Here is a 22,105-nt window from a genome sequence, read left to right as displayed (position 1 = left end):
GCCGCCGGGCTTCCGTTCAGTGATGCGCCCGGGAGCGGAAGGCGTCGAGCGGCACCGGTCGATCGGGCAGTTCGATGCGAAACAGGGTGCCTAGCGTCGCCTTTTCCACCAGCGCGATCGTGCCGCCATGGGCGAGCACCAGTTCGCGGGCGATCGCCAGGCCAAGCCCGGTGCCGCCCGAGCGGGCCGAGCCGCGGAAAGCGGCAAACAGGTTCTCGCGCGCCTTTTGCGGCATGCCCGGCCCGGTATCGTCGATCGAGATCGCAACGACGCTGCCGGTGCGCATCGCCGAGACATTGATCCGTCGCGGCAGCTCCCCGTCGGACCGTTCGCCGGAAAGCGCCTCGACGGCATTGCGGCTGATATTGTGGATGACGCGGAACAACTGCTCGCCATCGGCATCCACCTGCAGGTCTTCCGGTATCTGGATGTTGAAATCGATGCCGGATTTCGGATCGATCGCCAGTATCTCGGCGACATCGCCAACCAGCGGCCGCAGCGGCAGGAACCGGCGGCGCGGCTCCGGCTCGGTGGTGCGGCCATAGGAGAGCACCTCCGTCGTATAGCCGACGGCGCGGTCGATGGTGCGCAGCAGTGTCGGCGCGAAGCGCTTGACGATCGGATCGTCGACATCGGCAAGCCGGTCGGAGATCAGTTGCGCCGAAGCGAGGATGTTGCGCATGTCATGGTTGATCTTGGAAACGGCGAGGCCGAGATCGGCCAAATTCTTCTGCTCCTTCAGGGTCTTTTGCAGCCGCCGCTGCATCGTCGCCAGATGCTGGCCGGCCATCGACAATTCGTCGCCGCCCGGTTGCGGCTGGAGAACGCGGGCGGGATCGGTCGGATCGGCGGAGAATTCCTGCATATTGGCAGTCATGCGGCGGATCGGCGCGATCATCATCCGGTTGATCGCCAGGAAGATCAGTGTCGCGGTAAACAGCGAAATGGCGATCGAGAGGATAAGGACGTTGCGCGAATAGATCAGCATCGCCTTGCGCAGGCGCTGGTCCTCCATCACCACTTCGATGATCGCCGCACTGTCGCCGACCGGCCCGTAGATGCGCACGATCCGGTCGCCGCCGAACAAAAGCGTGTCGAAAGCATCGCGGATCGCCATCAGCGGCGTCATGGCCGCGACGTCGTATTGCGCATCAACCTCCAGCGGCATGGCATCGGCCGCCGCGATCAGCCGCGAGGCGCCCTTGCGCCGGAGCACGATCGCCTTGGTACCGGTCGCCATCAGCGTCTCCTTCTGCACCATCTGCGACAGCTGGACGCCCTCCATGCCGTCCACGACCACGCTGGCGGCGGCGGCCGTGTTCAGCCGGTCTTCCAGCCAGCGGATGCGCATATTGGCGACCGAGGGCACGAAGATCAGCACTTCGGCCAGCATGACGAAAACCACGGTCAGCAGAAGCAGCTTGCCGGAAAGGCCGCGAAGCAGGGCTGCGCGCACCGGCGCCTTTCCGCTGCTTGCTGGGTCTGTCATCTCTGCCACCATGTCACGCGCGATCCTGTCGTCAGCCGAAACGCCGTAGCAGCCGGACAATCGCCCGGACGAACGGCTTTCGCGCCAAGGGCGCATAATAGGCGATGGCCGCGCGTTTTCCAATCTCCGTCAGGGTCGGATAGGGGCCGACATAGTCGCGCATATGTTTCAGCCTGCGGCCGCTCGAAAGCGCCATTGCCCAGAGATGGATCATCTCGCCCGCGCCGGCGCCGACGATGCCGACGCCGAGAATCCTGCCGCGCCGGCCGGCGATGATGCGGATCAGGCCCGTCGTCGCGCGCTCGGTTCGGGCACGGTCGTTGTCCCCATAGGACCAGGACAGGATGTCGACTTTGCCATGCGCCCGCCGCGCCTCCGCCTCGCTCAGGCCGACGGAGGCAATTTCCGGATCGGTGAAGGTGACGCGCGGAACGATCGCGCGGTTTTCGCGGGCCGGCACCCGAAAGAGGATTTCGCGCAGCACCAGGGATGCGTGGTAATTGGCCGCATGGGTGAACCGCAGGCCGCCCGCCACGTCGCCGATCGCATAGACACGGCGATTGTCCGTGCGCAGATTGCCATCGACCATGATGCCGGACGATGTCTCGCGGATGCCGGCCGCCGCCAGCCCGAGCCCGGCACTGTTGGCGCGGCGCCCGGTCGCCACCAGGAGATGGCTGCCTTCTACCGTCAACGGCCCCTCTTCGGTCTCGCATGTCAGCCGCACGCCCTGTGCCATTCTTTCGGCGGCGATGATGCGGGTCTTTTCGAATAGGGCGACGCCTTCGCCGCGCAGGCTTTCGATAACGATCCGCACCAGTTCGGGCGCCTCCCCCGCCAGAGCCGTTGCGGTCTCGACGATGGTGACCCTTGCCCCCAGCCGGTGATGCGCCTGCGCCATTTCCAGCCCCATCGGCCCGGCGCCGATCACCAGAAGATGGTCAGGGCAGCGCTTGAGGCCGAACAGCGTCTCGTTGGTGAGGTAATCGAGATCGGCAAGGCCTGGTATGGGCGGAATTGCCGGTGAAGACCCGGTGGCGATCACGAAGCGGCGGGCGCGAATGAGCGTGTCGCCGGCCGCAACCGTTTCGGCATCGGCAAAGCGCGCCTCGTCGCGAATGACATGGACGCCCATGGCGGTGAAGCGCTCGGCCGAATCATTGGGCGCAATCGATGCGATCACGTCCTTTACATGGGCCTGCACCTTCTCGAAATCGACCCGCGGTTCGCCCGCAGCGATCCCGAAAGCGGCGGCCTGCTGCACCGCATGCGCATGCCGCGCCGCGGCGATCAGCGCCTTGGAAGGCACGCAGCCATGGTTCAGGCAATCGCCACCCATCAGGCCTTTCTCGACAAGCACGACCGGCACGCCGAAGGCGGCCGCGCCGGCGGCCACCGAAAGCCCCGCCGAGCCGGCGCCGATCACGCAGATATCGGGATGAAGGATATTCGTCACGCGGTCAGTCGTCCCCGGCGCGGCTCGCCGCCTTTCTTTCCCTCACTGCTTGCACGACAAGCGGCAGCGCCGCAATGGCGGCAAGCGCGGTAAAGGCGAGCGTCAGTTGCGGCGTCAGGAAATCGGCCAGCGCCAGCGGACGTCCCTCAAGGGCGGCATCGCCGATAAGCTGCTCGAAACTGCGGCCGAGCCAGGCATAGACGAAGGTGCCGGGAATGATGCCGACGAGCGTGGCGGCGGCAAAGCTTCGCAGGCTGACGGAGAAGAAGGCCGGAGCGATATTGACGACGAAGAACGGAAAGAGCGGCACCAGCCTCAGGACCAGCAGATAGCCGAAGGCGTGGCTCGAGAACCCCTCTGAGAAGCGGGCAAGGAAGGGGCCTGCCCTTTGCCGCAGCACATCGCCGAACATGCTGCGCGCCGCCGCAAACAAAAGGCAGGAGCCGAGCGTGGCGGCGGCCAGCACCAGCAGCCCGCCCGCCAGCCAGCCGAACAGGAAGCCGGCAAAGATCGTCAGCACCGAGGCCGCGGGCACGCAAAGCGCAACCACGGCGACATAGACGATGAAGAACAGCGCCGCCGCGCCGACCGAATGCAGGGCGACGAAGTCGAGCAGCGCCTGGCGCTGGTCGGCAAGCCAGCCGAGCGAGACATAGTGATGAAGCTCAAGGGCATAGGCGCAGGCAAGCCCGGCGAGGAGAAGCATCAGCGGCAGGGCGCGCAGGACAGGCGGCGCCTTTTGCAGCGCGGGTCCTGATTTCGCATCTGTCGCCTTCTGGTGCCCGTCCACGGTCGATTATCGCCTTTCCCGCCGTCGTCCCCTGATCTCCAGCAGCATTAGAAGGAAAGTCGGGCGCAAACCAATAACGAATGATCGCGGCAACAAACGTCGGCGTGATCGAATAAAAAATCCCGCGGCCAGGCCGCGGGATCTTGTCAATGCACGGCACTATCCGGAGAGATCAGAATTCTTCCCAGCTGTCCTTGGCCACCGCTGCATTGGACTGTGCGCCGCCGAAGGCCCGGGCGACGCTGTTGAGCATCTTGCGGGCGGGCGAAGCGACAGGGCGCGTGTCTTCGCGAACCGGCGCGGCCGCCACGCGGCGCGATCCGGTCTCGTCGAGCCTGAAATGCGAGATCAGGCGGGCCAGGCTGTCGGCCTCGGCGGAGAGCTTGTGGGTGGCGGCATTCGCCTCTTCCACCATGGCGGCGTTCTGCTGGGTCACCTGGTCCATCTGGTTGATGGCGGTTGAGACCTCGCCGAGACCGGTCGATTGCTCGCGGGCGGCGGTGGCGATCGAATGGATATGATCGTTGATCGTCAGGACCCGCGTTTCGATTTTGCCGAGCACCTCGCCCGTTTCCTGGACGAGCTTGACGCCGGTCGCGACTTCCGAATCAGACTTGGCGATCAGGCCCTTGATGTCCTTGGCGGCACTCGCGGCACGCTGGGCAAGCTCGCGAACCTCCTGGGCGACGACCGCAAAGCCCTTGCCGGCATCGCCGGCGCGCGCGGCCTCGACCCCGGCGTTCAATGCCAGAAGATTGGTCTGGAAGGCGATCTCGTCGATGACATTGGTGATCTGGCCGATCTCGTTGGAGGCCTGCTCGATCCGGCCCATGGCGTCCACGGCCTTGCGCACCACTTCGCCCGATTGCTCGGCGCTCTGCTTGGCTTCGGAAACCATGACGGTCGCTTCCTGAGCACGGTCGGTCGAAAGGCGTACGGCCGAGGTGATCTCGTCGAGTGCCGCCGAGGTTTCCTCCAGCGCCGCGGCCTGCTGCTCGGTGCGCTTCGACAGGTCGTCGGCTGCCGAACGCAGCTCGGTCGAATTGCCGTTGATCGAATCCGTGGTGGTGCGCACTTCGCGAAGGGTGTTCTGCAGGGTGGAAAGCGTGTCGTTGACGTTCTGCTGCAATTCGGCGAATGCGCCCTGGAAATTGCCGTTCATATTCTGCGTGAGGTCGCCGACCGCCAGGCTGGCGATGACCCGGCGGGTCTCGTTGATGCCGCTATCGACGCTGCCCACCAGTTCATTGACGCTCGAGGCGAACCTGTTCAGGTCGGCATTGCCGTAGTCCTTGTTGATGCGCTGGGTAAAATCGCCGGCAACGGCGGCCGTGACGACGACGCCGATGCTCGACTGAAGGTCGGCGCTCTTCTGGCGCATCGCCGTTTCCTGCGCATTCAGTTCGTTGACGGCGATGCCGTTTCGCTTGAAAATCTCGACGGCGGCGGCCATTTCGCCGATCTCGTCGTTGCGTCCGGCAAAGGGAACCTCGGCATCGAGATCGCCGCCGGCCAGCTGCTTCATCGCATCCGTCAGTTTCAGGATCGGGCGGCTGAGCTGGTTGGTGGCGATCGTGAAGGCGATCCCGGCGCCGATGGCGAGACCAAGACCGGCGGTCAGGAGCACCATCAGGGTCATCCGGCCTTCGATCGCGTCGACCTCGGCCTTGATCAGGTCCAGCACCTCCCGGTCGGTTGCGGTCACGGCATCGATCTCGGCCTGGAAAGCCTTGCGGTTGGCGCGGTTCAGTTCGTTATTGCCCTGCTCGTTGGCGGCCTGCGGCGAGACTTCCTGGCCGAGCCGCGCCGTTTCGGTGCGGAAGGTCCGGAATTCGGCGGCGCGCTCGACCACGGCCTCGAAGGTCGCAAGCTCTTCGGATGGAACCAGCGGTCGCCATTCGGCAAGCAGCGCATCGATCTTGTCGAGGTTCTTCATCAGTCCCGCGGCGAAGGGGTTTGCCTTCTCGATCGTCGGCGCGGCGTAGATACCACGCGCCTCCATGACCACCGCCGTTACCAGCCGGTTGAGGTGTTCGCCGTGATAGGCGCGATCCGAGGCATTGTCGAACTGGACCAGCTGGGCATTGTACTGGCGGACCACCGTCAGAGCCATGCCGGTGACGGCAAGCGTGATCAGGCTCATTATGCCGACGATAAGGTAGATTTTGCCTCGAATTTTCATGGAATATTCTCTCTTTCAAGCGGGCTCCGCCGGATATTTCGCAGTTGGCGGCGGTGATATGAGAGAAACCATAGCGTATCCTTGGTTAACGAAGCCCTCGCAAACTTGTAAAATTTTAGTACATCCGGGCTACGCCGCTGTTTCCGCTGCGCTTTTGAAAACGATGGCTTTTCAAACCAGATGGGGGGCGCAATGGCCTGTTCGCGCATTCCCCTTGTGAGCAGCGTCCGAGGCGCCACCCGCCCACGATTGCGGGCTTTCATGCACCGGCAATTGACTTTCGCCGGTCTTTGCTTCTATAAGCCGCCCACGTCCGGACAAGTCCCCTTGCGCCCTGCGCAATGCCGTGTCCGGAACGTAACGCTCCCTTGCTAAGAAGCAAACCCAAGAAGGGCCGCACACCGCGGTATTAAAATAAATGACGAAGCGTACCTATCAACCGTCCAAGCTTGTTCGCAAGCGCCGTCACGGCTTCCGTGCACGTATCGCCACCAAGGGTGGCCGCAAGGTTATCGTTGCCCGCCGGGCACGTGGCCGCAAGCGTCTGTCGGCCTGAGGCCGTCAAGCGCGTGCCGCGCTCGCCTGCATTCGGTTTTCTGAAGCATGCAGGCGCGGTTCGCGGCGCCGGGGCGTCGCCATCGCGTCCGAAGGGACGCTTGATGCCCCTTCTTTCTGAGGGAAGGCTGGCGAATGACCTCATCTGATCGAAACACAACTGCCGGGCGGCTGAAAAGCCGGCCGCAGTTTCTTGCCGTTCGCAACGGCGAGCAACGCAGGGGACCGCTGTTCCTGCTCGAGGTTCTCGATCGCGGCGAACCGGATGCCCTTCCGCGCGTCGGCTTCACCGTCACCAAGAAACATGGCAATGCGGTCGAGCGCAACCGGATGCGCCGACGCCTCAGGGAGGCCGTCAGGCTTTCGGCGTCATTTGCAATGAAGCCCGGACATGACTATGTGATCGTCGCCAGGCGCGACCTTTTGAACGCCCCTTTCGAGCGGATCGGCAAGACCCTCTGCGAGCGGATTGAAAGCAAGCAAAAAAATTCACGGCCCCCGGCCGGCTCCAGGAAAGAATGATGGAAAAAAACCGCAATTACTTCGTGGCGATCGGGCTGTCGGTGCTCATTCTGATTGCCTGGCAGTTTCTCTACGTCAACCCGAAGATAGAGAGAGAACGGATTGCGGCGGAAGCCCAGCATCAGCTCACCCAGCAGAGCCAGCCGGCCGGCACGCCCGCCGTTTCGGGCCAGGCCCAGCCGGCTCAGGCCGCGGTTCCCGGCGCTGTCGAAACCCGCGACCAGGCCATCGCCAAGTCGGCCCGCGTCACCATCGACACGCCGGCACTCAGCGGCTCGATCAACCTGACCGGCGCCCGCTTCGACGACCTGAAGCTCAAGGAATATCACGAGACCGTCGATGACCAGAGCCCGCTGATCACGCTGTTCAGCCCGGCCGATACGCCGGAAGGCTACTTTACCGAAATCGGCTATATCGGCAGCGAGGCAACCGGCTCGGTTCCCGGCCCGACGACGGTCTGGACGGTGAAGAGCGGCGACAAGCTGACGACCGAGACGCCGGTGGTGCTGACCTTCACCAACGAGAAGGGCGTGGTGTTCGAACGCAAGATCTCCATCGACGAACATTTCATGTTCCAGGTCGTCGATACCATCGACAATCAAAGCGGCGCTCCGGTTTCGCTCTCCTCCTATGGCCGCGTTACCCGTTTCAACAAACCGACCACGCCAAGCGTCTACGTGCTGCATGAAGGCTTCATCGGCGTCATCGGCGAGCATGGCCTCAACGAGGTCGCCTATGGCAAGATCGAGGACGAAGCTCCGATCCAGCCCGGCAAGGCAACCTCCGGCTGGCTCGGCATCACCGACAAATATTGGGCGGCTGCGATCGTTCCGCCACAGGCGACGCCGTACGAATCCAAATTCGCCCATTTCCCCGACGGACGCCCGCGCTACCAGGCGGACTACAAGCAGGACGCCGTGACGATCGCCGCCGGCGAGGCTGTTGAACTCAAGACCCTCGTCTTTGCCGGCGCCAAGCAGGTGCCGCTGGTCGACGGCTACGAGACGACCTACTCGATCCCCCAGTTCGACCTGCTGATCGACTGGGGCTGGTTCTACTTCATCACCAAGCCGATGTTCAAACTGATGGATTTCTTCTTCCGTTATTTCGGCAATTTCGGTGTGGCGATCCTTCTCACCACCATTGTCGTCAAGGCCCTCTTCTTCCCGCTCGCCAGCAAGCAATATGCCTCCATGGCGAACATGAAGAAGGTTCAGCCGAAGATGGAGGAACTGAAGAAGAAGCATGGCGACGACCGCATGGCGCTGCAGCAGGGCATGATGGCCCTCTACAAGGAAGAAAAGATCAATCCGATCGCCGGCTGCTGGCCGATCCTCCTGCAGATCCCGGTGTTCTTCGCGCTCTACAAGGTGATCTATGTCACCATCGAAATGCGCCACGCACCGTTCTTCGGCTGGATCCAGGACCTGTCCGCGCCGGACCCGACCTCGCTGTTCAACCTCTTCGGCCTCCTGCCCTATGACGTTCCGCATGCGCTGATGATCGGCATCTGGCCGCTGATCATGGGCATCACCATGTTCCTGCAGATGCGCATGAACCCGACGCCTCCGGATCCGACCCAGGCCATGTTGTTCACCTGGATGCCGGTCGTCTTCACCTTCATGCTGGCGAGCTTCCCGGCCGGCCTCGTCATCTACTGGGCCTGGAACAATACGCTGTCCATCACCCAGCAGGCGGTGATCATGAAGCGCCATGGCGTCAAGGTCGAGCTGTTCAGCAATCTGAAGGGATTGTTCTCGAGGAAACCCAAACCGGCCGAATAGGCCGGACTTCCCACCGCATGCCAAGGCCCCGGACGATCGTCCGGGGCCTTTTCTTTTTCCCTTCTCCCAGCTCGCTTGCCAGCCGGCCAAGTGGCAATCCGCTGCAAGTTCCTTGACATCACTGCTCAAAAGCCTGAAGTCCAGTCGATAGCCTCAAGGACGGAACCGACATGACAGACGTGAAGCCCCAGGACGACAAGCCCGTGTTCGGACGGCCGTGGATCTTCATTCGTGGCGTGCCGGCGATGAAGTTCCTGCCGCCGGAAGGCCCGCTGGAAATCGCCTTTGCCGGCCGCTCCAATGTCGGAAAATCCTCGCTGATCAATGCGCTGGTCGGCCACAAGGGTCTTGCGCGAACCTCCAATACGCCGGGCCGCACCCAGGAACTCAATTATTTCGTTCCGGACGGCTATTCGGGCGCCGACGGCGACCTGCCGCCCATGGCGCTTGTGGACATGCCCGGCTATGGCTATGCCCAGGCGCCGAAGGAGCATGTCGATGCCTGGACCAGGCTGGTCTTCGACTATCTGCGCGGCCGCTCGACGCTGAAGCGCGTCTATGTGCTGATCGACAGCCGCCACGGCATCAAGAAGAACGATGACGACGTGCTGGACCTGCTCGACAAGGCGGCCGTCTCCTACCAGGTCGTGCTGACCAAGACCGACAAGATCAAGGAACCGGCCGTTCCAAGGCTGATCTCCGAGACGCTGGAAAAAATCAGGAAGAGGCCGGCCGCCTTCCCGGAGGTGCTTGCCACCTCTTCGGAAAAGGGTATCGGCATGGAAGAGCTGCGCGCCGCCATCAGAGTGGCCATCACCACCTGATGCCGGCGACCGGCAACATGACGGTCAGGCGGCCGCGGCCGGCTTGAAGGTCATTGCCAGGCCATTGATGCAGTGGCGCATTCCAGTCGGCTTCGGCCCGTCGTTGAAGACATGGCCGAGATGGCCGCCGCAGCGGCGGCAGTGACATTCGGTGCGCGCCATGAACAGGGAATTGTCCTCGCGGGTGCCGATCCCGTTCGGCAGTGCCTCCCAGAAGCTCGGCCAGCCCGTGCCGCTCTCGAATTTCGTCTCCGAGGAGTAAACCGGCAGGTCGCAGCCGGCGCAATGGAAGATGCCCTTGCGCTTTTCGTCGTTGAGCGCGCTGGTGAAAGGCGCCTCGGTATCCTCATGCCGCAGGACCCTATAGCGCTCCTCGCCGAGAAGCGCCTGCCATTCGGCATCGGTCCGGGTTACCTCGAATGTTTCGGCTGCCTGCGCGCCCATGGGCCTGCCCGGAAAACTGCGCCCGGCCGCCGCGACCAGGACGGCGGCACCGGATAGAAGAAAAAATCGCCTGTTCCTCATGCTGGTCTCCTTCTGCTCCACCTTTGGCAGCCATGGCGAGACGCTAGCGCCAGCGATGGCTTTGAGCAAAACAATTGCCGATCAATCCGGCGTGACAGGATGCTCCGCGATCGGCCCTTTGCCAAGAAGCGCAAGGCCAACCGGAACACGAAAGAGGCCACCGGGAGTGAAACCGGTGGCCTTGCCGGAGGGATAAGGTCTCCGGCCGGGGCCGAAAATGCGTGCCGACACGCATCAGGCCCTCAAACGGTCAGACGCCGATCAGGACTTCGGCAGCAGGACTTTGTCGATCACGTGGATGACGCCGTTCGACTGCTTGACGTCGGCGATGGTGACATTTGCAACGCCGCCGGTTTCATCGGTCAGGGTGATCTTGCCGCCATCGGCCTTGGCCTTGAGCACGCAGCCGCCGACTGTCTTGACGTCATGCGTGCCGCCATCGTCGGCGACCATTTTCGAGATCGCGTCGGACATGGCATTGGCAGCGACCACATGGCAGGTCAGAACCTTGGTAAGCTGATCCTTGTTTTCCGGCTTCAGCAGCGTGTCGACCGTGCCGGCCGGCAGCGCTTCGAAGGCGGCATTGGTCGGCGCAAACACCGTGAAGGGACCGGCACCGGACAGGGTTTCCACCAGGCCAGCGGCCTTGACGGCAGCAACCAGCGTCGTGTGGTCCTTGGAGTTGACGGCATTCTCGACGATGTTCTTGTTTTCATACATCGCCGCACCGCCCACCATCGGGTTCTCGGCATGGGCGGCAAAGGTGCCGGCGGCCAGTATCGAAGCGACGGTGACCGTGCGCAGCATGGACTTGAACATTTCTCTTCCTTCCTGTTGATCTCGCGGACCCGCTTGGCGGGCCTCTCCCGATTGTTCTGGAATTCCGTTCCCTGCAGAGGACAGAGCAAGAAACGGGAGGGCACGAAAAAGAGTTTCAGGAAAATCAAAAATCGTTCAAGCCATTGATAAATTGGTCTTTCTGTATTTATCAGGCCGCTCGATGGAAAAATGCCGCGCAACGGGCGCGGCATCTGGGGACCAGCAATTCGGATAGAACGGCTAAGGCCGGCGGGTCTTGCCAACGGCGATCACGGCGCCCGTGGCCACGCCGGTCGGAGAACCGCCGAGCGGCTCTATGCTGACGGCGAGCGTCACGCCTTCACTGATTTTCGCGCGCATCTCCGGCGCAATGACGATCCGGCCATCACCGCTCTGCGGCAGGACGCCGAGCGATACGGCCGGGTTGTCACCCTCGATCAGCCAGAGTTCCAGCGATTTTTCCTCGCCCTGCCTGGCTGCCACCGGCGTTACCTTGAGGGTGCCGCTCGGCTGATCGTATTGCGCCAGGAGATTGACCGAGGCGCTGCCCTCGCCGGCAAGTTCGGCGACCAGCGGCTCTCGCCTGTCCGCCGGCGTCAGAATTCCCGAATCAAACGTCGCCAGGGCGACGAGACCGGCCACGGCCGAAAGCGTCAGCACTCGCCAGAAGGCCAGCGAGTTCCAGATGCCGCCCGCCTTCGCAGCCGGCCTCTCCTCTTCGGCGAAAAGCCGGCGCTCCACGGCAGCGAACACCTGCGGCGGCGGCGGCACCGGCTCATAGGCCTCATCGAGCGAGGAAAGATTGCTCTGCCAGTGCTTGACCATGGCGGCGAAGGCGCGGTCGAGAACGATCCGGGCTTCCACCTTGCGGCGGTCCTCGAGGGAGAGAACGCCCAGCACATATTCGCCCGCGATCACCTGGTCGCGGCGGGAATCTCCGCCTTCGGGGTCCTGTGTGCTCATCGCTCCATGCACTCTCTCAGTTTCAACAGGCTGCGGCGCAGCCAGGTCCGCATCGTATTCAAGGGAATGCCGAAGTTTTCAGCCAGTTCCTGATAGCTCAATCCCTCGACATAGGCCTTGCGCACGGCATCCGCGCGCTCTGCCTCAAGCTCTTTCATGCACTGGTCGATCCGGCGGCCTTCGCCGGTATTGATGGCGGTTTTCTCCGGATCGGGAGCAGAATCGGCCAGATCATAGGCTTCGTCGATCGTGTTCGCCACCGGCTTTCGCGCCCGCAGGCGGTCGATCGCCTGGTTGCGCGCGATCGCTGAAAGCCACGACATCGGATGGGTATCGCCGGCGGCATAGCGGTCGGCGCGCTGCCAGATCTTGATGTAGATTTCCTGCAGGGCCTCTTCCGCTTCCGTCCTATCCCTCAAGATACGGACGCAGATTGCAAATAGTTTCGGGCTTGTCCTGCGGTAGAGATCGGAGAAGGCCGCACGATCCTTCAGCGAAACACGGCCGATCAGCGCTGAAATATCGTCAATGGCCATATAGGGTTCCGCTCTCCGTCTCGCTGGCGAACATAGAGCACGAGATGCGGGATAAAAAGACCGGCGCGACAGATAATCCAGCCCCCGCCGCTCACGCGTCACAGCGGCTTTATCTTTGTCGGCGATCATTCCCTCCGCTGGCAAGTTGCGCTAAACAGCACCCGGTTCTTCCAGAGGTATTTTTGATGTCCGCATCCGAAAGCGAAATCCAGGCAAATCTTCTCGCCAAGGCCCTGCCCTATATGCAGCGCTACGAGAACAAGACCATCGTCGTCAAATATGGCGGCCATGCCATGGGCAATCCCGAGCTTGGCAAGGCCTTTGCTGCCGATATCGCGCTGTTGAAACAGTCGGGCGTCAATCCGATCGTCGTCCATGGCGGCGGCCCGCAGATCGGGGCCATGCTCGACAAGATGGGTATCGAATCGAAATTCGAAGGCGGCCTGCGGGTGACCGACCAGAAGACGGTCGAGATCGTCGAAATGGTGCTGGCCGGTTCGATCAACAAGGAAATCGTCGCGCTGATCAACCAGACCGGCGAATGGGCGATCGGGCTCTGCGGCAAGGACGGCAATATGGTCTTTGCCGAAAAGGCCCGCAAGACCATCAAGGACCCCGACAGCAATATCGAGCGCGTGCTCGATCTCGGCTTCGTCGGCGAGATCGTCGAGGTCGACCGCACCCTGCTCGATCTTCTTGCCCGTTCCGAAATGATCCCGGTGATCGCGCCCGTGGCGCCCGGCCGCGACGGCGCCACCTATAATATCAACGCCGATACTTTTGCCGGCGCCATTGCCGGTGCGCTGCACGCCACCCGCCTGCTGTTCCTCACCGATGTGCCCGGCGTTCTGGACAAGAACAAGGAACTGATCAAGGAGCTTTCCGTCGCCGAAGCGCGCGCACTGATCAAGGACGGCACGATTTCCGGCGGCATGATCCCCAAGGTCGAAACCTGCATCGAGGCGCTCGCCGGCGGCGTCGAGGGCGTCGTCATCCTCAACGGCAAGACGGCCCATTCGGTGCTTTTGGAAATCTTCACCGAGCATGGCGCGGGGACACTGATCGTTCCGTGATGCTGTTTCCGGTCGATCGCCTCGGAGGTTGAGGAGAATTACCCCCCTCTGTCACGGAGTGACAGAGGGGGGTAAGCCGCCCCGATTTCCGGCCACGTCGGTCAGCGAAGCCGATCAGCCAGCCCCCATCAGTAAACCTTCCCCGCCTCCGCCTTCAGCCATTCGATCATCGCCCGATACGGCCCCGGCCCGTGGCTGATGCGGGCGACGCCGAGCCCGGCCAGGGCTTTTGCATCCATTCCCGACCGCATCATGATGTTGACCGGCAAGGCCACGGCTTCGCAGACCCGTCCGATCAGGTCCGGATTCGACAATCCCGGCACGAAGAAGCCGCTGGCGCCGGCCTGCGCATAGGCCGCCGCCCGCTCGATCGCTTCGTCCACCAGCGGCGCGTGCCGGACGGGATCGGAAACCTTGAGGAACAGGTCGGTGCGCGCATTGATGAAGAAGGGCACGCCCTTCTCCTGCGCCATCGCCCGGATCGCCTTGATCTTTTCAGCCTGCGCGTCGAGCGCGTGCAGCCCGCTGCCGCCGACCACCTGATCCTCGAAATTGATGCCGATGGCGCCAGCATCGATCACCCGGCCGACATTCAAGGCGACGGTCGCCGCGTCGTCCGCGTAACCGCCCTCGAAATCGATGGACACCGGCAAATCCGTGGCCGCGACGATACCGCGGGCGATATCGACAAGCTGCAGCATCGGGATTTCCTGGCCGTCGCCATAACCATTGGCTTCGGCCACCGACCAGCTTCCGGTCGCCACCGCCTTGGCGCCCGCCTCCGCGACCGCGCGGGCGCTGCCGGCGTCCCAGATATTGTAGAGCACCACCGGATCGCCCTTGCGGTGCAATGCCGTGAATGCCCGTGCTTTCTCCGTCTGGTTCATCGCTTTTCCTCCGAAAACAATTCCGCCATCCTGCCTTCATGCCGCAAAAGCCATTGCTTGCGCCAGAGCCCGCCGCCATATCCCGTCAGCGAACCGTCAGAGCCGATGCAGCGGTGGCACGGGATGACGATGGCAATCTGGTTGGCGCCGTTGGCTTTGGCAACCGCCCGGACCGCCTTGATCGTATTTATTTCCAAGGCAATATCGCCATAGGAGCGTGTCTGGCCGGGCGCAATATCCTGCAGCTTCGCCCAGACCTGTCGCTCGAAGGCCGTGCCACTGAGCGCCAGCGGCGTGTTGAATGCACCGCTTTCACCCTTGAAATAGGCCATGAGCTCCGTCTTGATCTGTTCGATCGGCGGCGTCCTTCCCGGCGCGATGGAGGAGCGCGTCCTGCGTCTCAAGCGCTCCATCTCGGCCGGCAATCCCCTGCGGTCGTGGAATTCAAGTAGATGCAGGTATGCCTCGTCGGCGACCGCGACCATCGGGCCAAGCGGCGTCTCCATCCAGTCGGCATACAGCAGTTCACGCCCCTGCGTCATCGCCGGCGCCTCCCCGATCAGCCGCGCGAAGGCGGCACGAAAACCGCTCGGCGATTCATAGCCCGCCTCGAGTTGGGCATCGATGACGCTGCCGCCATCGGCCAACTGCCGGGCAGCGGCGCCGAGCCTGCGATACCGGGCGAGATCGAGGAAGGTGATGCCGAGATGACGCTTGAAGGCGCGCCGCACGGTCGAGGGATCGTAGCCGCGCCGGATCATATCGCCCTCCATCCAGCGCCGCTCGGGCTCGGCATCGAGCGCCCGCATCAGATCGTCGACGATCGCATCCTTGCCGCCGGCGGTTTCCAGCGGCCGACAACGCCGGCAGGCTCGAAAGCCCGCCTCCAGGCAGGTGCCGATCGAATCGACGAAGATCGTATTCTCGCGCTTGGGCTTGCGGGCCGGACACGACAGCCGGCAGAAAATGCCGGTTGTCTTGACGCAAACGAAGGCCGAACCTTCGTAATCGGTGCTGCGCGCCAAAAGCGCGTCGTAGAGGGTTTCCTCGGGGGGCAGATCAAAAAGCATGAGACGTTCTACCACCCGGACAAACCGGACGCCGCCGAAAATCGGGCGTCTATTTTTTCAGAGTGTTTCCATCAAGCGCATCGCCGTTCTCAGATCACCAGCAGCATGACCACGCCGAGCACGATCAAGAGGCAGCCGATCACCTCCAGCCGGTTGATCCATTCGCGGAAGATGAACACCGCCGAAGCGAAGGTGAACAGCATTTCCACCTGCGCCACCACCTTGACGATCGCCGCCTGCTGCAGCGTCATGGCCATGAACCAGCCGAAGGAGGCGGAAGCCCCTGCAAAGCCGACGATCAGCCCCGGCCGCCAGGCGACAAGCACGCGCTTCATCTCGTCCCGTTCGCGGATCAGGATCCAGGCGAGCATGATCACCGTCTGCAACAGGATGACGAAGCCGAGCGTGAAGCTTGCCTGCATGACGAAATCCGGCTGCGGCAGGCTCGGCGCCAGGCTGAGCGATGCGGAGCGATAGGCGACCGCCGACAGGCCGAAGAAAGTGCCGGACAAGAGCCCGACGCCGGCGGTGCGGGTAAAGACCGAGGTGACCAGCGATTTCAGGCTGAGCGTCGTGCGCGCCACCGAGATGATCATCACCCCGACCACCGAAATGGCGATCGCCACCAATGTGCCGCGGCTGGCCGTTTCGCCAAGGAAGATCAGCCCGAACAGCGCCGCCTGCGCCGGCTCGGTGCGCGAATAGGCGGTGCCGACGGCGAAATTGCGGAAGGAAAAGAGATGAACGAGAAGGAAGGTCGCGGTGATCTGCGACAGTCCGCCAATGACCGCCCAGAGAAAGAAATGCCGGTCCGGTACCGGCAGCGGATGGCCGAGGCCGCGCCAGAGGATGGCGAGATAGACGAGCGCGAAGGGCGCTCCGTAGCCGAAGCGCACGAAGGTCGCCCCGGTCGTGCCCATGACGCCCTTGAGGTGCTTTTGCAGGGAGGAGCGGATATTCTGCAGGAAGGCAGCCGCGATGGTGATGAGAATCCAAGTTTGCATGGTTCGAGCTAACATGAGCCGCGCAGAGAATCCATTGCCGGGCGTCGCCCTGGACGGAATCTTTGCCGGGCGGCAGTCGTTGCAAAGGATCGGGTGATGCGATCAGCGTCCAGACACCTGGCTTGCCCGCATTTCCCGTTTGCCTTGGTCGCCGCCCGTGGCATAAGAGCGCCATGAACCAGCTCGACCGCCTGCCCACCAAAGCCGATTTCGCCCATGTCACCGACTGGGTGTTCGATCTCGACAACACGCTCTATCCGCATCACGTCAATCTGTTCTCGCAGATCGACCGCAACATGACCGCCTATGTCGCGGCCTTGCTGCAGATGGATCCGGTGGCGGCCAAGACGCTGCAGAAGGATTATTACCGCGATCACGGCACCACGCTGCAGGGGCTGATGCTCCACCACGGCATCGACCCGAACGATTTCCTCGAAAAAGCGCATGCGATCGACTATACCGTGGTGCCCGCCGATCCGGCGCTCGGCGAGGCCATCAAGGCACTGCCGGGCCGCAAGTTCATCTTCACGAATGGCAGCGTGCCGCATGCGGAAAAGACGGCGCGGGCGCTCGGCATTCTCGACCATTTCGACGATATCTTCGACATCGTCGCCGCCGATTTCGTGCCCAAGCCGGCCGGCGATACCTATCACAAGTTCATGAGCCTGCACCGGGTCGATACGAAGAATGCCGCCATGTTCGAGGACCTGCCGCGCAACCTCATCGTGCCGAAGACGCTGGGCATGAAGACCGTGCTCCTCGTGCCGCGCAATTTCGAATATGAATTCGCCGAGACCTGGGAGCGCACCAACGGCACCGACACCGAGGTCGATTACGTCACCGAGGACCTCACCGGCTTCCTCACCCGGCTTCTGTCGGACGACTGATCACGGGCTAACCCCAAGTCCGCATTACCAAAATTTAACTGGCGTTGTCGGTGCACCCGCCTATCTTCCTTCCAGGGACATGATCACTGAAAGGACTGCGACATGCGCAACACCATTCTTATTTCCGGCCTCGCGGCCGCCCTTGCCCTCACCGGTTCCATCACCCCGAGCTTTGCCGGCCAGGGCAAGCACAATCCCGAACGGCGCGCCGAGCGGATGATGAAGCGGCTCGATACCAATGGCGACGGCAAGGTTTCGCTGGACGAGGTCCATGCGCAGGCATCGGCGGCCTTCAAGACCTTCGATGCGGACGGGAATGGCGAAGTCACCCGCGACGAAATCAAGGTCAAGCGCCAGGCGTTTCGCGAAGTCCGCAAGGAATGGCGGGCTGCCAGGGACAAGACCGGCGCGGAAAAGACGGCGGCAATGGAAAAGGTCAAGGCCATGCGCCCGGCCATGCTGCCCGGCATGGGCCGCAAGGGCTTCAAGCACGCCGATGCCGACAAGAACGGTTCGCTCAGCCTTGCCGAGGTGACCGAGCAGGCCGGCCGGATGTTCAAGCGCCGCGACAAGAACAGCGACGGCGTTCTCGACGCCGCCGATTTCGCCCGGAAGATCTGACGCGTTCGTCATGACCTGAAACGGCCGCCATGGAGACAGGGCGGCCGTTCCTCTCTCAATGCATGACTGGGCCGAAAGAGGCCCTGCCTACTTTCGGCGCTTGGCGGAAAGCTTGACCTCGCCCTCGTCCTCGCCGTCCCAGTAATGGAGACGCGTCGCGCTGATCTTGATCATCACCACGCCCTTGGTGTCGATGCCGTCCTCGAACCACTGGTCGAGATCCGGTGTCCAGTGGTCCTTGAATTCGGCCTTGTCCTTGATCACCTCGGCTTGCCCCTCCACCGCCACCGAAAATGCCTTCTTGCCCTGGAAAGCCAGTGACACTTTCGAATTGCCGCGAATATCCTCGACCATGCGGGATTTCTCCCAGGTGAAATAATAGGAATCGCCGTCATAATCGACCTCGCGATTGTTGCTCATCGGTCGCCCGGCAATGGCGCCGCCGTCCGTATGGGTCGACAGCATGGCGATATCGATATCGCGCATTCTCTTGGCTATTTCGGAAAGGCTTTTCTCGCTCATTGGTCGTCTCCGCTTCAAGGATAAAGCGGAAACGCGGATCAGCCCGATTGGTTCAGGCGGCGGCCGGCACCGGCCTAGCGTGCGCCCGAAGCCATCGGGATCGATGCGGGATCGACGGCTTCATAGAAGGTCGAGATGATTTCCCAGGCTTCCTCCGCCGTCTCGACGAACTTGATCAGGTCCATGTCGCTGGGCGCGATCGTGCCAAAATCGGCGAGCGCCTGGAAATCGATGATCTGGCGCCAGAATTTCTCGCCGAACAGGATGAGCGGCACCAGCGCCATGCGGCCGGTCTGCATCAGCGTGATCGTCTCGAAAAGCTCGTCCAGCGTGCCGAAGCCGCCGGGAAACACCGTCACTGCCTTCGCCCGCACCAGGAAATGCATCTTGCGAATGGCGAAATAGTGGAAATTGAAGGAAAGCTCCGGCGTCACGAAGCGGTTGGGCGCCTGCTCGTGCGGCAGGACGATATTGAGGCCGATCGATGGCGCGCCCACCTCGTCGGCGCCCCGGTTTCCCGCCTCCATGACGCCCGGCCCGCCGCCGGTGACGACGACATATTCCTTGTAGTCGGACTGGGCCGAATGCAGCGAGCAGAGCTGCGCGAACTTGCGCGCTTCCTCGTAGTAAACCGAGGCCGCCGTCAGATTGCGGCGCTGCGTCTCGTTCTTTGCCGCCCAGGCATCGCCGCCCGGTTCCGGGATGCGCGCGCCGCCGAACATCACCACGGTGGAGGTGATGCCGCGCTCGGCCAACATCATTTCGGTCTTCAGCAGTTCGAGTTGCAGCCGCACCGGGCGCAATTCCTCGCGGCAGAGAAAATCATCGTCGGCATAGGCAAGCCGGTAGGCCGGCGACATTGATTGCGGCGTCAGCGGCACGCCGGCTGCCCGGTGGCGGGCCTGGTCGCTGTCCGCCAGCGGGTCCCAGACCCCGTCCTTGCGCCGCAGGTTCTTCTTCTTCATCCTTGCCATGTCATACTTTCCTGCCGCAAACCGGCGGCAATTCATCGCTGCCGGATGCTCCTTCTCCCGATTTCGGGGCCAATGTCACGCAGGCTGCAAGATCGCTTGCCGCCGCCATTCGTGCCATACACCTTTATCCAGCGCCGACAGCAACCGAAAACTCTTCAATTCTTCGGGATCATGCACTAGAGCAGGTCACGATAGATGCCGAAGTTTAAGGAATTCCCGATGACGACCCATGATCTCGCCTCCCTGTCGCATTCCATCGACACCGCCTTCGACAATCGCGACGCCATCACCACCGCCACGACGGGCGAGGTGCGCGACGCGGTGGAAACCGCGCTCAACCTGCTCGATGCCGGCAAGGTGCGCGTCGCGGACCGCGGCGAAGACGGCAACTGGACCGTCAATCAATGGCTGAAGAAAGCCGTGCTCCTCTCCTTCAGGCTCAACCCGATGGAGGTAGTCAAGGGCGGGCCGGGCGATGCCTCCTGGTGGGACAAGGTCCCCTCCAAGTTCGACGGTTGGAGTGTCAACGAGTTCGAGAAGGCCGGCTTCCGCGCCGTGCCCAATGCCATCGTCCGGCGCTCGGCCTATATCGCCCCCAATGCCATCCTGATGCCGTCCTTCGTCAATCTCGGTGCCTATGTCGGCGAAGGCACGATGGTCGACACCTGGGCGACGGTCGGCTCCTGCGCCCAGATCGGCCGCCATGTGCATCTTTCCGGCGGCGTCGGCATCGGCGGCGTGCTGGAACCGATGCAGGCCGGCCCGACGATCATCGAGGACAATTGCTTCATCGGCGCCCGCTCCGAAGTGGTCGAAGGCTGCATCGTGCGCGAGGGCTCGGTGCTCGGCATGGGCGTCTTCATCGGCAAGTCGACGAAGATCGTCGATCGCGCCACCGGCGAGGTCACCTATGGCGAAGTGCCGCCCTATTCGGTCGTCGTCGCCGGCTCCATGCCGTCCGGGAACGCCACCATGGCCAATGGCCAGCCGGCACCGAACCTCTATTGCGCCGTCATCGTCAAGCGCGTCGATGAAAAGACCCGCTCGAAGACCGGCATCAACGAATTGCTGCGGGATTAGCAACCGGCTTTTCGCACAGGAGCCGTGGTTTGCGCATAGGCAAGCCACGGCTCCTGAAACAGGAAAGCGCGCCCGAGAGATCGCGGCGCGCTTTGGGTTGGCCGGCGGTTCGTGCGCTACTGCCTGGGCATGCGAAAGGTAAACCGGGTCTCGTCGCCCGACGAGGTCACCGAAAGCCTGCCCTTGTGCGCCTTGGCGATTTCAGAGGCGATATAGAGGCCAAGCCCCAGGCCTTCCAGGTTTGCCTTGGCGGAGGCGCGCACGAAGGGCTTGAACAGATCTCTCGTCACCTCTTGCGGAATAGGCTCGCCGAAATTCGTCACCGAAAGCTCGAACCACTCGCCATCCACGCTGGAACATATGCGAACCGGGCGCTCGGGGTCGCCATGCGTCAGCCCATTGGCCAAGAGATTGGAAAGAAGCTGGCCGATGCGGCCCTCGTCGCAGCGCACCAGCGCCTCGGTCAGGTCCGCCTCGATCATCCGGCCGGGGTTGGCAATACGCAGTTCGGAAATCACCTGCTCCATCACCGGCCGCAGCGGCACACGATCGGCCTGCTCCACCGGAATGCCGCCACCCAGCCGGCCGCGGGCAAAGTCGAGCACATTGTCGATCAGGCCGGACATGCGTGAAATGCTGCTCTGCATCAGCGCCAGCACAGATTTTCCCTTCTCGTCCTCGACGGTGCGCAGCAGCATGCGCGTTCCGGCATCCAGAGAGGCGAGCGGATTGCGCAGGTCATGGCCGAGCACGGCGATGAACTGCTCGCGCAGCTCATTGCCCTGCCGCTCCTGATCGCTGCGCTGTTGGGCTTCGAGATGGAAGGCGATCAGATTGGCGAAGAGCTGGAACATACCCGTCGTTTCCGGCCTGCTGAGCTGGCGCGGAACCGTGTCGATGGCGCAGAGCGTCCCGAAGAAGGTCCCGTCGGCTAGCAGGATCGGCACCGAAATATAGCTTTGCAGGCCATAGATGGCTGGCGTGTGATGGCGGGCATAGACTAGGTCTTCGGCGACATTGTCGATGATCACCGCCTGCCGATGCTCGCGGATTTCGTTGCAGATCGTCGTCTCGATCTTCAATTCTCCGCCCGGCTGCAATCCGAAGGCAATCTCGTCGCGGACGCTGCAGGCGATCCACCGGTCTGCGGTCACCCGGGCGACGGCGGCAAAGCGCATACCGGTTGCTTTACAGACCACATCGAGGATGGTCGGCACGACACTGATCTGCGCGATCGCCTCGACGGCAGCGGCGGGAAAGTCGTCCAATGTTTTGCTTTCGATTGAAGATACAAAGCGAGCTTTCTATTTCGGCGGAATGGCGCCAAGATGCAAGCCTTGGACGCGAAAGACCGTCGTGTACAGGCGCCAATGCGGTTTCGCCCGGGTTGCTTCCCCCGGGCATTGCCAAGGAAAGAGCCTCTTTGGATTTCACCTCCGCGCCTCCTTCGTCTCGTCTTCATACCCCACCTCCGTCATCCTCTGGCTTGACCCGAGGATCCAAACCGCAAGCACGGAAAACGGGCACGAACGCAGATCCTCG

The 22,105-nt window shown here is 62.8% G+C and carries 22 protein-coding genes; 8 read left to right on the top strand and 14 right to left on the bottom strand.

Annotated elements, in window-relative coordinates; genetic code table 11:
• Positions 1-16 precede the first annotated feature (16 nt).
• From ASD31_RS19940 to ASD31_RS19925, 4 genes are all read right to left on the bottom strand, one after another.
• Positions 17-1,501, bottom strand: coding sequence for a sensor histidine kinase (locus ASD31_RS19940; protein WP_056338281.1), 1,485 nt, complete (start codon positions 1,499-1,501; stop codon positions 17-19).
• Positions 1,502-1,520: 19 nt separating this feature from the next.
• Positions 1,521-2,945: a dihydrolipoyl dehydrogenase family protein gene (locus ASD31_RS19935; protein ID WP_056338042.1), complete on the bottom strand. Its 1,425-nt coding sequence runs from the start codon at positions 2,943-2,945 to the stop codon at positions 1,521-1,523.
• Positions 2,946-2,949: 4 nt separating this feature from the next.
• A complete protein-coding gene (locus tag ASD31_RS19930; RefSeq protein WP_244483906.1) occupies positions 2,950-3,735 on the bottom strand; it encodes a TVP38/TMEM64 family protein in 786 nt (261 codons plus the stop codon).
• Between the two features lie 172 nt (positions 3,736-3,907).
• Entirely contained in the window at positions 3,908-5,917 is a 2,010-nt protein-coding gene (locus tag ASD31_RS19925; protein WP_056338040.1) for a methyl-accepting chemotaxis protein, read from the bottom strand.
• 418 nt (positions 5,918-6,335) lie between these two features.
• On the opposite strand from ASD31_RS19925, the gene rpmH reads away from it, so the two are divergent.
• From rpmH to yihA, 4 genes are all read left to right on the top strand, one after another.
• Entirely contained in the window at positions 6,336-6,473 is a 138-nt protein-coding gene (gene rpmH / locus ASD31_RS25610) for a 50S ribosomal protein L34 (protein WP_037104763.1), read from the top strand.
• A gap of 134 nt (positions 6,474-6,607) precedes the next feature.
• Complete coding sequence (rnpA, locus tag ASD31_RS19920) at positions 6,608-6,994, top strand: ribonuclease P protein component (RefSeq protein ID WP_056338036.1); 387 nt, start codon at positions 6,608-6,610, stop codon at positions 6,992-6,994.
• Positions 6,994-8,778, top strand: coding sequence for a membrane protein insertase YidC (gene yidC / locus ASD31_RS19915; RefSeq protein WP_200952225.1), 1,785 nt, complete (start codon positions 6,994-6,996; stop codon positions 8,776-8,778). The genes rnpA and yidC overlap by 1 nt, the downstream gene beginning before the upstream one ends.
• Before the next feature lie 170 nt (positions 8,779-8,948).
• Complete coding sequence (gene yihA, locus ASD31_RS19910; RefSeq protein WP_056338029.1) at positions 8,949-9,602, top strand: ribosome biogenesis GTP-binding protein YihA/YsxC; 654 nt, start codon at positions 8,949-8,951, stop codon at positions 9,600-9,602.
• A gap of 24 nt (positions 9,603-9,626) precedes the next feature.
• Here yihA and msrB read toward each other — a convergent pair whose 3' ends face one another.
• The 4 genes from msrB to ASD31_RS19890 form a co-directional block, all read right to left on the bottom strand.
• Positions 9,627-10,127, bottom strand: a complete 501-nt coding sequence (gene msrB / locus ASD31_RS19905; protein WP_056338026.1) for a peptide-methionine (R)-S-oxide reductase MsrB — start codon at positions 10,125-10,127, stop codon at positions 9,627-9,629.
• A 261-nt stretch (positions 10,128-10,388) separates the two neighbouring features.
• Positions 10,389-10,946 carry a fasciclin domain-containing protein gene (locus ASD31_RS19900; protein ID WP_056338023.1) on the bottom strand — a complete coding sequence of 186 codons (558 nt, stop codon included), beginning with the start codon at positions 10,944-10,946 and terminating at the stop codon, positions 10,389-10,391.
• A gap of 240 nt (positions 10,947-11,186) precedes the next feature.
• The gene (locus tag ASD31_RS19895) at positions 11,187-11,909 is read right to left on the bottom strand and encodes an anti-sigma factor domain-containing protein (RefSeq protein ID WP_056338021.1); all 723 of its coding nucleotides are present in this window, start codon (positions 11,907-11,909) and stop codon (positions 11,187-11,189) included.
• The gene (locus tag ASD31_RS19890) at positions 11,906-12,445 is read right to left on the bottom strand and encodes a sigma-70 family RNA polymerase sigma factor (protein ID WP_056338018.1); all 540 of its coding nucleotides are present in this window, start codon (positions 12,443-12,445) and stop codon (positions 11,906-11,908) included. Before ASD31_RS19890 ends, ASD31_RS19895 begins: the two co-directional genes overlap by 4 nt.
• A gap of 185 nt (positions 12,446-12,630) precedes the next feature.
• On the opposite strand from ASD31_RS19890, the gene argB reads away from it, so the two are divergent.
• A complete protein-coding gene (gene argB / locus ASD31_RS19885) occupies positions 12,631-13,518 on the top strand; it encodes an acetylglutamate kinase (protein WP_056338016.1) in 888 nt (295 codons plus the stop codon).
• 128 nt (positions 13,519-13,646) lie between these two features.
• Here argB and ASD31_RS19880 read toward each other — a convergent pair whose 3' ends face one another.
• The 3 genes from ASD31_RS19880 to ASD31_RS19870 all read right to left on the bottom strand — a co-directional run bounded on the left by ASD31_RS19880 (position 13,647) and on the right by ASD31_RS19870 (position 16,479).
• Positions 13,647-14,405 carry an isocitrate lyase/PEP mutase family protein gene (locus ASD31_RS19880; RefSeq protein ID WP_056338013.1) on the bottom strand — a complete coding sequence of 253 codons (759 nt, stop codon included), beginning with the start codon at positions 14,403-14,405 and terminating at the stop codon, positions 13,647-13,649.
• Positions 14,402-15,475: a bifunctional transcriptional activator/DNA repair enzyme AdaA gene (locus ASD31_RS19875; protein WP_056338010.1), complete on the bottom strand. Its 1,074-nt coding sequence runs from the start codon at positions 15,473-15,475 to the stop codon at positions 14,402-14,404. Before ASD31_RS19875 ends, ASD31_RS19880 begins: the two co-directional genes overlap by 4 nt.
• Positions 15,476-15,564: 89 nt before the next feature.
• Positions 15,565-16,479, bottom strand: coding sequence for a DMT family transporter (locus tag ASD31_RS19870; protein WP_056338005.1), 915 nt, complete (start codon positions 16,477-16,479; stop codon positions 15,565-15,567).
• 173 nt (positions 16,480-16,652) lie between these two features.
• On the opposite strand from ASD31_RS19870, the gene ASD31_RS19865 reads away from it, so the two are divergent.
• Both ASD31_RS19865 and ASD31_RS19860 read left to right on the top strand, forming a co-directional pair.
• A complete protein-coding gene (locus ASD31_RS19865) occupies positions 16,653-17,366 on the top strand; it encodes a pyrimidine 5'-nucleotidase (protein ID WP_082520637.1) in 714 nt (237 codons plus the stop codon).
• Positions 17,367-17,468: 102 nt separating this feature from the next.
• Positions 17,469-17,987, top strand: coding sequence for an EF-hand domain-containing protein (locus ASD31_RS19860; protein WP_056338000.1), 519 nt, complete (start codon positions 17,469-17,471; stop codon positions 17,985-17,987).
• A gap of 87 nt (positions 17,988-18,074) precedes the next feature.
• Here ASD31_RS19860 and ASD31_RS19855 read toward each other — a convergent pair whose 3' ends face one another.
• Positions 18,075-18,509 (bottom strand): pyridoxamine 5'-phosphate oxidase family protein, encoded by a 435-nt coding sequence (locus ASD31_RS19855; RefSeq protein WP_056337997.1) that lies wholly within the window; start codon positions 18,507-18,509, stop codon positions 18,075-18,077.
• Positions 18,510-18,583: 74 nt separating this feature from the next.
• Entirely contained in the window at positions 18,584-19,483 is a 900-nt protein-coding gene (locus ASD31_RS19850) for an LOG family protein (RefSeq protein WP_056337994.1), read from the bottom strand.
• 219 nt (positions 19,484-19,702) lie between these two features.
• Here ASD31_RS19850 and dapD point away from each other — a divergent pair, with 219 nt between their 5' ends.
• On the top strand, positions 19,703-20,563 hold the full coding sequence (dapD, locus tag ASD31_RS19845) for a 2,3,4,5-tetrahydropyridine-2,6-dicarboxylate N-succinyltransferase (RefSeq protein ID WP_056337991.1): 861 nt from the start codon (positions 19,703-19,705) through the stop codon (positions 20,561-20,563).
• A gap of 116 nt (positions 20,564-20,679) precedes the next feature.
• Here the strand turns inward: dapD and ASD31_RS19840 are convergent, their stop codons facing one another.
• Positions 20,680-21,831: a GAF domain-containing sensor histidine kinase gene (locus ASD31_RS19840; protein WP_056337988.1), complete on the bottom strand. Its 1,152-nt coding sequence runs from the start codon at positions 21,829-21,831 to the stop codon at positions 20,680-20,682.
• Positions 21,832-22,105 lie beyond the last annotated feature (274 nt).

The sequence above is a fragment of the Rhizobium sp. Root482 genome (assembly GCF_001426565.1).
Taxonomy (GTDB): Bacteria; Pseudomonadota; Alphaproteobacteria; order Rhizobiales; family Rhizobiaceae; genus Pararhizobium.
Note: the sequence above shows the minus strand (reverse complement) of the source record. Positions and strands in the feature narration are given on the sequence as shown.

Excerpts from the sequence above, each read along its gene's own strand:
- ASD31_RS19940 (WP_056338281.1), bottom strand. The coding sequence starts at position 1,501 with ATGGTGGCAGAGATGACAGACCCAGCAAGCAGCGGAAAGGCGCCGGTG.
- ASD31_RS19925 (WP_056338040.1), bottom strand. The coding sequence starts at position 5,917 with ATGAAAATTCGAGGCAAAATCTACCTTATCGTCGGCATAATGAGCCTG.
- rpmH (WP_037104763.1), top strand. The coding sequence starts at position 6,336 with ATGACGAAGCGTACCTATCAACCGTCCAAGCTTGTTCGCAAGCGCCGT.
- rnpA (WP_056338036.1), top strand. The coding sequence starts at position 6,608 with ATGACCTCATCTGATCGAAACACAACTGCCGGGCGGCTGAAAAGCCGG.
- yidC (WP_200952225.1), top strand. The coding sequence starts at position 6,994 with ATGGAAAAAAACCGCAATTACTTCGTGGCGATCGGGCTGTCGGTGCTC.
- yihA (WP_056338029.1), top strand. The coding sequence starts at position 8,949 with ATGACAGACGTGAAGCCCCAGGACGACAAGCCCGTGTTCGGACGGCCG.
- msrB (WP_056338026.1), bottom strand. The coding sequence starts at position 10,127 with ATGAGGAACAGGCGATTTTTTCTTCTATCCGGTGCCGCCGTCCTGGTC.
- ASD31_RS19900 (WP_056338023.1), bottom strand. The coding sequence starts at position 10,946 with ATGTTCAAGTCCATGCTGCGCACGGTCACCGTCGCTTCGATACTGGCC.
- ASD31_RS19895 (WP_056338021.1), bottom strand. The coding sequence starts at position 11,909 with ATGAGCACACAGGACCCCGAAGGCGGAGATTCCCGCCGCGACCAGGTG.
- ASD31_RS19890 (WP_056338018.1), bottom strand. The coding sequence starts at position 12,445 with ATGGCCATTGACGATATTTCAGCGCTGATCGGCCGTGTTTCGCTGAAG.
- argB (WP_056338016.1), top strand. The coding sequence starts at position 12,631 with ATGTCCGCATCCGAAAGCGAAATCCAGGCAAATCTTCTCGCCAAGGCC.
- ASD31_RS19880 (WP_056338013.1), bottom strand. The coding sequence starts at position 14,405 with ATGAACCAGACGGAGAAAGCACGGGCATTCACGGCATTGCACCGCAAG.
- ASD31_RS19875 (WP_056338010.1), bottom strand. The coding sequence starts at position 15,475 with ATGCTTTTTGATCTGCCCCCCGAGGAAACCCTCTACGACGCGCTTTTG.
- ASD31_RS19870 (WP_056338005.1), bottom strand. The coding sequence starts at position 16,479 with ATGCAAACTTGGATTCTCATCACCATCGCGGCTGCCTTCCTGCAGAAT.
- ASD31_RS19865 (WP_082520637.1), top strand. The coding sequence starts at position 16,653 with ATGAACCAGCTCGACCGCCTGCCCACCAAAGCCGATTTCGCCCATGTC.
- ASD31_RS19860 (WP_056338000.1), top strand. The coding sequence starts at position 17,469 with ATGCGCAACACCATTCTTATTTCCGGCCTCGCGGCCGCCCTTGCCCTC.
- ASD31_RS19855 (WP_056337997.1), bottom strand. The coding sequence starts at position 18,509 with ATGAGCGAGAAAAGCCTTTCCGAAATAGCCAAGAGAATGCGCGATATC.
- ASD31_RS19850 (WP_056337994.1), bottom strand. The coding sequence starts at position 19,483 with ATGGCAAGGATGAAGAAGAAGAACCTGCGGCGCAAGGACGGGGTCTGG.
- dapD (WP_056337991.1), top strand. The coding sequence starts at position 19,703 with ATGACGACCCATGATCTCGCCTCCCTGTCGCATTCCATCGACACCGCC.